At 39.5% G+C, this 11,508-nt stretch carries 11 protein-coding genes; 5 read left to right on the forward strand and 6 right to left on the reverse strand.

Going from position 1 to position 11,508, the window contains the following annotated elements:
* Positions 1-10 precede the first annotated feature (10 nt).
* Positions 11-928, reverse strand: coding sequence for an EamA family transporter RarD (rarD, locus tag H5120_RS07735; RefSeq protein ID WP_039488332.1), 918 nt, complete (start codon positions 926-928; stop codon positions 11-13).
* Positions 929-979: 51 nt separating this feature from the next.
* On the reverse strand, positions 980-1,435 hold the full coding sequence (locus tag H5120_RS07740; protein WP_002961375.1) for a thioesterase family protein: 456 nt from the start codon (positions 1,433-1,435) through the stop codon (positions 980-982).
* A 133-nt stretch (positions 1,436-1,568) separates the two neighbouring features.
* On the opposite strand from H5120_RS07740, the gene recQ reads away from it, so the two are divergent.
* The 4 genes from recQ to H5120_RS07760 all read left to right on the forward strand — a co-directional run bounded on the left by recQ (position 1,569) and on the right by H5120_RS07760 (position 6,200).
* On the forward strand, positions 1,569-3,392 hold the full coding sequence (gene recQ / locus H5120_RS07745) for a DNA helicase RecQ (protein WP_024603604.1): 1,824 nt from the start codon (positions 1,569-1,571) through the stop codon (positions 3,390-3,392).
* Positions 3,393-3,399: 7 nt separating this feature from the next.
* Positions 3,400-3,684 carry a DUF3630 family protein gene (locus H5120_RS07750; protein WP_002961372.1) on the forward strand — a complete coding sequence of 95 codons (285 nt, stop codon included), beginning with the start codon at positions 3,400-3,402 and terminating at the stop codon, positions 3,682-3,684.
* A gap of 169 nt (positions 3,685-3,853) precedes the next feature.
* Complete coding sequence (locus tag H5120_RS07755; RefSeq protein ID WP_182671485.1) at positions 3,854-5,563, forward strand: BamA/TamA family outer membrane protein; 1,710 nt, start codon at positions 3,854-3,856, stop codon at positions 5,561-5,563.
* A gap of 64 nt (positions 5,564-5,627) precedes the next feature.
* Positions 5,628-6,200: a mechanosensitive ion channel domain-containing protein gene (locus H5120_RS07760; protein ID WP_182671484.1), complete on the forward strand. Its 573-nt coding sequence runs from the start codon at positions 5,628-5,630 to the stop codon at positions 6,198-6,200.
* A 90-nt stretch (positions 6,201-6,290) separates the two neighbouring features.
* On the opposite strand, the gene H5120_RS07765 is transcribed toward H5120_RS07760, so the two are convergent.
* Genes H5120_RS07765 through H5120_RS07775 form a run of 3 tightly spaced genes read right to left on the reverse strand, consistent with a single transcriptional unit; the run spans position 6,291 to position 8,678 of the window.
* Positions 6,291-7,349: a succinylglutamate desuccinylase/aspartoacylase family protein gene (locus H5120_RS07765; RefSeq protein ID WP_182674025.1), complete on the reverse strand. Its 1,059-nt coding sequence runs from the start codon at positions 7,347-7,349 to the stop codon at positions 6,291-6,293.
* Positions 7,336-8,241, reverse strand: a complete 906-nt coding sequence (gene rimK, locus H5120_RS07770) for a 30S ribosomal protein S6--L-glutamate ligase (RefSeq protein ID WP_002961977.1) — start codon at positions 8,239-8,241, stop codon at positions 7,336-7,338. Before rimK ends, H5120_RS07765 begins: the two co-directional genes overlap by 14 nt.
* 2 nt (positions 8,242-8,243) lie before the next feature.
* Complete coding sequence (locus H5120_RS07775; RefSeq protein WP_002961974.1) at positions 8,244-8,678, reverse strand: ATP-dependent zinc protease; 435 nt, start codon at positions 8,676-8,678, stop codon at positions 8,244-8,246.
* 287 nt (positions 8,679-8,965) lie between these two features.
* Here H5120_RS07775 and H5120_RS07780 point away from each other — a divergent pair, with 287 nt between their 5' ends.
* Complete coding sequence (locus H5120_RS07780) at positions 8,966-9,937, forward strand: zinc transporter ZntB (RefSeq protein WP_024605062.1); 972 nt, start codon at positions 8,966-8,968, stop codon at positions 9,935-9,937.
* 66 nt (positions 9,938-10,003) lie between these two features.
* Here H5120_RS07780 and H5120_RS07785 read toward each other — a convergent pair whose 3' ends face one another.
* The gene (locus H5120_RS07785; protein ID WP_039488327.1) at positions 10,004-11,173 is read right to left on the reverse strand and encodes a polysaccharide lyase family 7 protein; all 1,170 of its coding nucleotides are present in this window, start codon (positions 11,171-11,173) and stop codon (positions 10,004-10,006) included.
* Positions 11,174-11,508 lie beyond the last annotated feature (335 nt).

Raw genomic sequence — 11,508 nt, forward strand, 5'->3', positions numbered from 1 at the left:
TATTAGTTAATTATACTTCTGCGGCTGTAATAGCCGCTTTTTTACGTTTGCGTGATTGATGGTAAGAGTCCCAACTAAAAATAGCCAGTGCACTCCAAATACATGCAAATGTTACTACACGCTCTGCATCAAACACTTCACCATAAAACACCACAGCTAGTATAAACATTAAGCTTGGCCCAATGTATTGAAAAAAGCCAAGTGTAGTATATTGCAAACGCTTAGCTGCACCGGTAAAACACAGCAGTGGTAATGTAGTTACAATACCTGCACTAATCAGTAGTACATTAGTATGCCAATCATTAGCTGGCAGGCTTGATGTTGCTGTAGGCACCATTAACCACCAATAAATAAGTGCGACAGGCAGTAATATAAGTGCTTCGAGTAAAATGCCAGGCAAGGCTTCAACCGGTAACTTTTTACGTAATAAACCATAAAGTGCAAATGATATAGCCAGTGAAAAGGCAACTACCGGAAACGAGCCAAAACTAATTAGCTGCAGCACTACACCGCTAAAGGCAAGGGCTACTGCTACGCCTTGGAACTTACGCAGGCGTTCGCCTAAAAAAAGCATACCCAGTAATACATTTAAAAGAGGATTTATGTAATAGCCCAAGCTTGCATCAAGCATGTGGTTATTATTTATAGCCCATATAAATAAACCCCAATTAAACCCAAGCAGTGCAGAGGTGATAACAAGCATAAGCAAAAGCTTAGGTTGAACGATAATGCGTTTAATTTTACCCCAATACCGTAAAACACTTACTACCAATACTAAAAACACAACCGACCAAATAACGCGATGCATTAAAATTTCAAAAGCAGAAACATGCTGAATCAACTTAAAGTATATTGGCGCAAGGCCCCACATTAAAAAAGCAAGACAAGCAAAAATAGCACCTTTACGCTGCTCAGTATCAATCGACATAATACACACTTAGTGATTTAAAAGGCCGCTAGTTTACTTGCCATACGCGTTTTATCCAACTAAATACGTGCCGGTTCCAAAAGCAATTTGAACAGACTGTTCGTTATGTAATTCCATTCTGCATACACATACTTTATTACCTGAACGAATAAGTGTTGCGCTGGCAGTAAAGCTCTCTCCTTTACCAGGGCGCAAATAATCAGTACGTAAGTCGATAGTCCCAAGCGTGGCTAATTTTGTTTGCACGCTTGTAATATCTAAATCGGTGAGTTTATCAATTACACTTGCTGCAGCGAGCATACCGCCTACATTATCAAGTACGGCTGAAATAACACCACCATGGAGTATTTTTTGCGCAGGATTACCAATGAGTACATCCTGCCACGGGAACGTAATTTTGGCCTGTTCAGGGCTTAACGACTCAACCGATATTTTTAAAAACTGGTTAAACGGCATGCCATTCACAAATAACGCACCTACTTGTTCAATTAACATTTCTTTATTCATTATTATTCTCTATGTCAAAACAGGTAAGATGAGTAAAACATACATAGTGTAAAACTACGAGACTCCACTTAAATAATTTATCAAGTAACTCAGCTAAAGACATCTCACTAAAAAACCACTAAAATACCCGCCAATGAATACATCAACTCCACCTTCTAGCACCCTTGTGCGTAAACCCGAAACTGTCCTCAAACAAGTGTTTGGCTACAGTGAATTTCGCGACGGTCAAAAAGCAGTTATTGATGCCGCTATTAACGGCCAAGATTCGCTTGTATTACTTCCTACTGGCGGCGGAAAATCGGTGTGCTACCAAATCCCTGCTTTAGTACTCGAAGGCGTAACCATTGTTATATCTCCGCTTATATCGCTAATGCAAGATCAGGTAACGCAACTGCAAGCTCTTGGGGTAAAAGCCGCTTACGTTAATAACAGCTTAGCACGAGAAGAGCAGCAATTGGTGTATCAACAGCTTCATCAGGGGCAAATTAAGCTCTTATATGTGGCGCCTGAAAAAGTATTACAACGCGAATTTTTAGAGCGTTTATCGCATTTAAATGTGAGTTTATTTGCCATTGACGAAGCGCACTGTGTGTCGCATTGGGGTCATGACTTTAGACCTCATTACTTTCGCTTAAACGAATTAAAGCAACGTTTTGCACATGTCCCAATGATGGCATTAACCGCCACCGCCGATAAAGCCACACGGTTTGATATAGTTGAGCAATTAAAACTACAACAGCCTTATATTCATACTGGCAGCTTTGATCGCCCCAATATTCGTTACACCATAGAAGAAAAATTTAAACCTATGGTGCAATTGCTTCGCTACCTAAAGGAGCAAAAAAGCCAAAGCGGTATTATTTATTGCACCAGCCGTAAACGCGTAGACGACATTGCTGAAAAGCTTGCAGATGCAGGACTAAACGCTGCCGCTTATCATGCTGGTATGAGTAACGAGCAACGACAATTTGTACAAACCGGGTTTGCCCGTGACGATATACAAATAGTGGTCGCAACCGTTGCTTTTGGTATGGGCATAAACAAGCCTAATGTGCGTTTTGTACTGCATTACGATATTCCAAAAAGTATAGAGTCGTACTATCAAGAAACAGGTCGAGCTGGGCGAGATGGACTTGCCGCAGAAGCTATAATGTATTTTGACCCAGCAGATATTGGTCGCGTAAGGCGCTTTTTTGAAGACATAGACGACGAGCAACGCCGCCGCGTAGAAGAACAACGCTTTAACGCAATGGCAAGCTTTGCCGAAGCGCAAACATGTCGTCGTCAAATATTACTTAACTATTTTAGTGAATATCAACGCGAACCTTGTGGCAACTGCGATATTTGCTTAAATCCGCCAAAAAGCTTTGATGGTACGTTAGTCGCTCAGCAAGCACTTTCGTGTGTGTACAGAGCGGGGCAACGTTTTGGACTTGGTTATATTGTTGAATTACTTCGCGGTGCAAACACGAGCCGCATCCGCGATAATAATCATCATGAGTTAAGTACCTACGGCATAGGTAAAGATAAAAGCAGTGAGTTTTGGCTCAGTATTTTACGCCAACTTATTCATCAAGGCTTACTTAGCCAAGATATAACACAAGGTGCGTCACTTAGATTAACAGAAGCCGCGCGTGTAATTTTAAAAGGTGAATACGCACTGCAATTAGCCGAGCCACGCCTGCAAGCCAAACACGTTTATCAAGATAAGTTAGCGCAATTTAATTACGACAAAAAACTCTTTGCTCGCCTGCGCGCACTTCGTAAAGAACTTGCTGATGCCGACGATGTGCCACCTTATGTAGTATTTAATGATAAAACGTTAGCCGAAATGGCGCAGCTTATGCCAACAAACGACAGTGAGTTTTTAAAGGTCTCAGGTGTTGGTTTTACTAAGTTAAATAAATACGGCGGCGAATTTTTAACGGCAATTCGACATTACCTAGCTACTAATTAAGAGCATTATGACCCAAATAGAATATGACCATACACACAAATGTATTTTGATTAATCCCATTGAGCTACCAAACGATGAAGACTTTGAGCTGTGGAGTACATTATTTTTACACTCAGACGAAGTAACACTCAACGAATATTCTGCAGGCGCCGATCGCCATCAAGTTCGCTTTACCTATAATCATCAAACCTTTAATTTAAACTATGAGCATTACAGCCAAAGCATCTGGATTAATGCCGAAGGTCATGAAGCTGAACACTTACTCGCCGCTTTAGCATTTTATTTAAGCTAGCTTTTAATGCCTAGCGCATAGGTCGCTGCAAACCGGCTGGCTATTAACAAAAGTGAATATGGGTAACAATTAATTAATTTCAAAATCCATACCTTTTACTTACATTATAATAACAATGATGTAAGCTGATATTACGATAGTCATTTGCTACGTAGCAGTAAGAGGTTTAATGGTGAGCAAGAAATGGATAGCACAATGTTGTATTAGTTTAACGGTTTTAAGCTTTTATGTGCCTAAAACGTTCGCACAACAATCTTCAATGAAAACTGATAACTGCCTTGTAGAACAGACAGATTTAAGCACAAATAAAAACCTACGCCGAGAAGTTCAAGACAAAACAACCCTCACGCACAGTAATAGTAACGCTAAAATAGCCTCAATAAAGCTCAAGCAACTTAATGTATTTAATACTGAGCTTGAAGAGGAAAATAATGCTTTATTCCGTTTTGCTAATCGCGCTCACATTCAAACAGAGCCCGATGTCATTAATAACCTTTTATTATTCTCCCCAGGTGACAAGTACGACGCTAAAAAGCTCGCAGAATCTGAGCGTTTACTTCGTAAAGAAAGCTACTTATATGATGCACAAATTAGTGCTACCGAAAACTGCGACGGCGACGTTAATGTAGAAGTGGTTACCCGTGATTTATGGACACTTTTACCTGAAGTGAACTTTAGTCGAAGCGGTGGAGAAAACAAATCGAGTATAGGCTTTAGAGAATCTAACCTACTTGGGTGGGGTAAGCGCCTTTCTTTTTCGCGCACTACTGACAGCGATCGCAGCGGTTACTTATTTGTTTACGACGATCCTAATATTTTATCTACTCGCTACCGAGGCCGTTTAGAATACGCCGATAACAGCGACGGCAAGCGCCATTTGCTTGAGCTAACCTATCCATTTTACGCAATTGACACCCCCTTTAGTTACGGTATTTTAAGCTATTCTGAGCAGCGCGAAGAGTCACTATATAAACGCGGCGAAGAGTTTAGCGAATTTGATCAAACTACCGATTTAAACCGTGTATTTATAGGACACTCTAAAGCGCTTAATAATAATTGGACCCAGCGACTAACGTTAGGCTATACCGACGAGCAACATACCTTTGAAGCTATAGACACTACATTTGCACCACTTGCCGATGACAGAAGCTTAAGTTATCCCTTTATAAGCGGCCATTGGTTTGAAGATAACTACATAAAAGTACGCAATTTTGACAGTATATCTCGCACTGAGGATTTAAATTTAGGTTGGAATATTAAAAGCTTAATTGGCTATTCAGATGAGTCCTTAAGTAATGACGACAGCCGCGCGGTGTATTCTTTTAACTTTAAAAAAGCCCACTTTACTAACGATAATACCTTATGGCGTTTTAGTGCTGATATTGATGGCTATTGGAATAAAGAACAGAAAAAACTCGAAAACTTTATGGCCACCAGCCAAGTACAATATTATTTAAATACCAGTGAAGACCAATCTTGGTATGTTAAAGCCCGCGTGCAATACGCCAAAAACCTGACTGCTGATCAACAGCTTACTTTAGGTGGCGAAACAGGCCTGCGTGGTTACCCGATGGATTATCAACATGGCGATCGCAGCTTTTTAGTAAATCTAGAAAAGCGCTATTACTGGGAGTACGATTTACTACAACTATTTAAAGTGGGTGGCGCAGCTTTTGTAGATGTAGGCAGAGCATGGTTTAACGATGAAGATAACGGTGAAAATGCACATGTATTGAAAAATGTAGGCGTTGGTCTGCGTTTGGCACCGAGTCGCGCAAACTCAGGAACCATGATCCACATTGATATTGCCGCCCCTGTTGATAGCTACGACGATGTAGACTCAGTCCAGTGGCTAGTAAGCGTTAAAAACACTTTTTAAATAATACAAACACGTTAAACTAATACCAATTGCATTAAATTGTTATGAAAGTTCAGGACCTAATGTGGAAATAATAGAAGTTTTAGAATTGTTTGCATCACAATATAAGTTGGTTGTAACTATAATCGCTATTTTGGTTTTCCCTCTTCTATTAAAAATAACCAAAAAACTACTCGAAAAAGCGATTAAAGGCAAAGTAGATTTGCACCGAAAATACCGTGCAGAGCTTTTACTAAAAATTATACTCGCCTTTGTAGTACTGTGTTTGGTTTTAGTATTTTGGGGTATAGAGCTGCGTGGTTTATTGGTTTTAGGCTCTTCTTTATTTGCCATGTTAGGGGTAGCACTTTTTGCCGCTTGGTCATTATTGAGTAACCTCACCGCATTTTTACTGATGTTTATTCAAAACGATTGCCGCGTTGGTTATTGGGTACGAATTATTGATGGTGCGAATCATGTTGAAGGGCGCATTGTTGAAATGGGCTTAATGAATGTAGTACTTGAACATGTTGATGGGCACCGTGTAATTTACCCTAACAATTTATTTGTGACCCGTCCTGTCATGGTTTTAAATAAAGAACCAAAGCCAACGAAAACCCCTGTTATAAAGCGTATTATTGGTCCTAAAAAAACATAGTTTAAAAAATCATATTCACAAAAAACCGCAGTAGGCAAAATACCTACTGCGGTTTTTTAATGCTTAGCTAAACAGAATTTAGTTTAGCTATTAGTTATTTAGCTCAGCTGTTTTAAGCTCGTCATCTAAATCATTTATCTCATCAATAAAGTTCTCTAGTTGCTGTTCTACTAAACTATTGTCGTTTGCAAAGTAAGCAAGGTGGAATACCGCATCACCTTCATTTACCAATGGCATCGTTTGCTGACCAATAACAATACCGCCTTTAGGCGCTAAAAGCTCAAGCTCAGAATCCCCTAGAGGACTACTTATATATGCAAGCACTTGCCCTTTAGTTACATGCTCCCCTAGTGATACTTGTGCACGCACAATGCCATCAACCTCTGCACGTATCCAACTAGTAGAACCTGCAATAATAGGATCTGGTAACTTTTTAGGGCGCTTGCCACGGACCATTTTTAAATGGCGCATAACATAATCAACGCCCTGCACACCTGCCGCAATAGCGATAGGGTCAAAGCGTAGCGCTTCGCCTGCTTCATAAGTAATAACAGGTATACCTAAGTTTGCGGCTTCACTGCGTAATGAACCATTACGAAGGGATGCATTTATAACCGCCGGCGTACCAAATGCTTTAGCCATTTCAGCGGTTGCTTCATCTTCTAGATTAGCGCGAATTTGCGGTAAATTAGTACGATGAATAGCGCCAGTATGCAAATCAATAATATGAGTACAATGTACTGCCACTTGATTAAAAAACATATAAGCCATACGCCCAGCTAATGAACCACGTTCAGAACCTGGGAAACTGCGATTCATATCGCGTCTATCTGGTAAATAACGCGATTTGTGAATAAAGCCAAACACATTCACAATAGGCACAGCGATTATTGTTCCGCGCAGTTGGCTTGGATCTATTTTAGCAAGTAACTGACGCACAACTTCTACACCATTTAGCTCATCACCATGAATAGCCGCACACACCATAAGCACAGGGCCTTCCATTACACCGTTAACCACTTCAATAGGAATATTAAGTGGTGAATGGGTGTAAAGCTTAGCTGCTTCTAAGGCAAGCGTTTTACGCTCGCCTACGCCTACATTTTCTCCTAATAAGGAAAAAGGACGGTTAATTTTAACCTTTGCCACGTGTTGCTGTTCCTTTACTTGAGGCATTTTTTTCGATGAAATCAATCACCATACCTGCAATATCTTTACCTGTTGCTATTTCAATGCCCTCTAAACCCGGTGATGAGTTAACTTCCATCACAAGTGGCCCACGAGATGAGCGAAGTAAATCAACTCCCGCTACATTTAAGCCCATTGATTTAGCCGCTGCTACTGCCGTTTTACGTTCCTCTGGAGTAATGCGAACTAATGTAGCGCTACCACCACGGTGAAGGTTAGAGCGGAACTCACCTTCTTGTGCTTGGCGCTTCATTGCTGCGATTACTTTGTCGCCTAGTACAAAACAACGTATGTCTGCACCACCCGCTTCTTTAATATATTCTTGAACCATAATATTGGCTTTTAAGCCCATAAACGCTTCAATAACACTTTCAGCTGCTTTGCGTGTTTCAGCAAGTACAACACCAATGCCTTGTGTGCCTTCAAGTAATTTAATTACAACAGGTGCACCGCCTACCATTTCTAGTAAGTCTTTTACGTCATCGGGTTTGCTGGCAAAACCTGTTACTGGCATACCAACGCCTTTGCGCGAAAGTAACTGAAGTGAACGTAATTTATCGCGCGAACGAGAAATAGCGACTGATTCGTTTACAGGATAAACACCCATCATTTCAAACTGACGAAGTACCGAACAGCCATAAAATGTAACCGATGCACCAATACGCGGGACAATTGCGTCAAATTCTTTTAAGTTTTCACCGCGATAGTGAATTTCTGGTTGCTCAGAGTTGATATTCATATAACAACGCAATGCATCAATCACTTTAACTTCGTGGCCGCGTGCTTCTGCTGCCTCAATTAAGCGACGTGTTGAATATAGCTTTCTGTTACGAGATAAAATACCGATTTTCATAGTTAAACCTTACGACCTAATAGTTGAGATAAAGCCGGGTCAACGACTATACGATTTTCCATGGCTGTACGCCCTAATAACATTCTAAACTTCATTGTTGCACGGCTTGTTAAAGTAAGCTCGATAGGCCAGCTATGCTCGCCTGCATGTAATGTAGTTTCTATAAAGTAGCGTAGCTCTTTTTGCCCACTTGAGCTGGTTACGTACTTCATTTTTTTAACTTTTGCATTGCAAGTGACTTGCGTTTGTTCATCATCTTGCAGTGGTTGGGCCGTAAATTTAACCCATTTTTCTGAGTCAACTTCGTATTCTTCAATGTTAATTGCATGAATACATGAAGTGCGAGCGCCTGTATCAATTTTTGCTTTTATCTCGTTAATACCAAGCTCAGGTAAACTTAACCACTCACGCCAACCAACTGTGATCTTTGCTGTCATAAATGTGCCCTTAATAAAAAAGTGACTTATACGCTACAGACCAAAAAACACCAACGAAATAAATTTATCTAGTCGATTAGTAAATTAAATTGATCTTTTTAAGCAACTGGTCACACAATGCACGCCTTGCTAAGCCGTACTTTAATGCCACTTTGCTCAACACAGAGGCTCTGCATATATTTTGCTATTTAAGCTTAACTTATTAAAAGTAAAGGTAAGCCTGTAAGCAACTAAGTAGATACACTATAGTTAACAGTATTAAAAATACACTATTATGAGAACTAATTATGATTAATGGTTTACTACATGCACTTGTACTTGATGGACAAGGCGGCGCTCGTCCTATTGGAAGCACTAATGAGCTAAATAGCTGGCAACCAAGCCAAGGTAAACTTTGGGTGCACATGGATTATAGCCAAAGTGAGGCAGTTGAATGGCTCAAGGCACAGCCTCATTTAAACGATTACGAACTAGAGTCTTTAATTGCTGACGAAACACGCCCACGTATTACGGCTACAACTAACGGGCACATGTTATTTTTACGTGGTGTAAATTTAAATCCAGCACAAAGCCCTGAAGACATGGTTTCAATTCGTTTATTTATTAGCGAAGACATTCTTATTACTACCCGTAAGCGCCGTTTATTATCGGTGCAAGATACGCTCGCCTGTTTAAATGAAAATAAAGGCCCATGCAATATTTCTGAATTAGTGTGCTCTATTACACAAAAATTAACCTCACGTATGCAAAGCGTTATTGACTCACTAGATGAAACACTCGACGAGTTTGAAGAAGAAATAGATGAACCAAGTAAAAAGTTTGACAACCAAGGTTTATCACAGTTGCGACGCCAAACTATTGCCTTAAAACGTTATTTAAAACCGCAAAAAGAAGCCCTTAGTTCAATGGTAAATAACCACTACCTATGGTTATTAGATGACGATAAAGCAAAACTTAATGAAACCACCAACCTATTAATTCGTTACCTTGAAGAGCTAGATAGTTCGATTGAGCGTGCGCAAATTATTCAGCAAACAATCACTAACCAAGTTTCTGAGCAGTTAAACCAGCGAATGTATGTTATGTCTGTAGTGGCAGCACTTTTTTTACCGCTGGGCTTTTTAACGGGGCTTTTAGGTGTAAACGTAGGAGGCATTCCTGGTACAGAGAGCCCTTATGCGTTTAGTGCTTTTGTCATATTTTTAATTGTGCTTACTGGCGGTATTGGTGTGTATTTTAAAAATAAAAAATGGTTATAAATTAAGTTTATACATTAAAAAAGCCACTCAGCTTTAAACTGAGTGGCTTTCTAAACTACTAAATAATTAATTAGTTCTACGCGTGTAACTAACGTCAGTCATTGTTACTTTAGCCTTAGTAATACCTAAATCTTTAAAGCACTCTTTAAATGAATCTGAGTTACCTGACTCGCCACACTCATCTAGTGTATATGGGTCTTGTGATTGGAGATAATTACCAAACTTGAAGTAAGACTCTGAATCATCTTCTACCGGAATACCAAAAGTAGTACCTAGTGCAGTTACATCTACATCACCGTAATTATTTACTACTTTTAGATTAAATGAACCACCACTTCTGATAGTACCTAGTGCATGTTTTTCTTCTTTACCACTGGTGTTACGTAAGCGAACATATACATCAAAAATTCCATTACCCGCTACGCTATCATCAAAACCTGATTCATCAGTATCTGAAACATATACTTTTGAAATCGTACCTGTATCGCTAGCATGGTGTTGAGAAATAATCGTTTTACCACCATCAGACATTTCCACTTTTACAGTTGCCTCAAAAACCTCATAGGTTTCGGTCATTGCAGCACGAGCACTTTCTTTTACTTTATATTCATGACGCCAGCCATTACCGTTTGGAGTAATATGACGCGCTTCTAGAGGAACAAACTCTAAAGTATTGCTATTTACTAATGGATGAGGATTGTTACCTTCAAGGTCAAAAATACTACCGTTGGTGATGTTGCTTGCTATACCAGAGCCACTACCAGTGTCGCCACCGCCAGTATCACCGCCGCCTGAAGTGCCCTTAGTTAATGAAAAGTTATCAAAACGAACATCGTTTGAGCTCTTATCGTGCTTAGCAAATACTTGTAGCGTACCTGTATTTGCTGTGGTGAAAGTTCTAGATACTTTTGTCCATGAAGAAACGTTAAATTTCTCATTTTTAAACAAACCATTAAGATCGTTAATACCAATTTGGCCCTTACCAAGTACATACGCACTTAACGTGTACTGAGTATTTCGATCTACATCTACATTCTGATAAACACGCCCTGGGCTACCTTGAATTTTTAATGATTTAGAGCCCTTATAAGCACTACCTGAGATAGCTGCAGGTTCTGTTTCATTCCAGTTACTCCAACCATCTTCAAACCCAGCATTATTGATCGTCGCCGCTTGTACAAAACTTGAGCTAGCAGTCATGGCTGCAAGCATAAATAGGGATTTTTGGTTAATCATTATCTTTATTTCTCCAAACCTGTACATGAAAAAATCTTACTACATGGCTTTAAATGAGTATTTCACTCAAGCCTAGATCACCGCCTGTAAGCAGGTTTTAATTTATGTTTTTATGTGAAATTGGTAATAGCAAAACCATTAAAAAATCAAATTTGGCCTACAAATAATTATTACCAATAATGACAGCCAGCTGGGCTGAGACATAAGTTATATTGCTTGTAATAAATTTGCAACAATTTATTTAATAAGCAATAAGTATTAATTTCATTTAGATTAATCGAATCAAAAATAAATTAAAGCAATTAAAATCAACAAGTAAAATAAAAAAACATCAA

It is taken from the genome of Pseudoalteromonas sp. SR43-2 (assembly GCF_014163885.1).
Lineage (GTDB): Bacteria > Pseudomonadota > Gammaproteobacteria > Enterobacterales > Alteromonadaceae > Pseudoalteromonas > Pseudoalteromonas distincta.

Bases quoted from the DNA above. Each gene is read 5' to 3' on its own strand.
- H5120_RS07780 (WP_024605062.1), top strand. From the start codon at position 8,966: ATGATTAATGGTTTACTACATGCACTTGTACTTGATGGACAAGGCGGC.
- H5120_RS07740 (WP_002961375.1), bottom strand. From the start codon at position 1,435: ATGAATAAAGAAATGTTAATTGAACAAGTAGGTGCGTTATTTGTGAAT.
- rimK (WP_002961977.1), bottom strand. From the start codon at position 8,241: ATGAAAATCGGTATTTTATCTCGTAACAGAAAGCTATATTCAACACGT.
- H5120_RS07785 (WP_039488327.1), bottom strand. From the start codon at position 11,173: ATGATTAACCAAAAATCCCTATTTATGCTTGCAGCCATGACTGCTAGC.
- recQ (WP_024603604.1), top strand. From the start codon at position 1,569: ATGAATACATCAACTCCACCTTCTAGCACCCTTGTGCGTAAACCCGAA.
- H5120_RS07755 (WP_182671485.1), top strand. From the start codon at position 3,854: ATGGTGAGCAAGAAATGGATAGCACAATGTTGTATTAGTTTAACGGTT.
- H5120_RS07750 (WP_002961372.1), top strand. From the start codon at position 3,400: ATGACCCAAATAGAATATGACCATACACACAAATGTATTTTGATTAAT.
- H5120_RS07775 (WP_002961974.1), bottom strand. From the start codon at position 8,678: ATGACAGCAAAGATCACAGTTGGTTGGCGTGAGTGGTTAAGTTTACCT.
- rarD (WP_039488332.1), bottom strand. From the start codon at position 928: ATGTCGATTGATACTGAGCAGCGTAAAGGTGCTATTTTTGCTTGTCTT.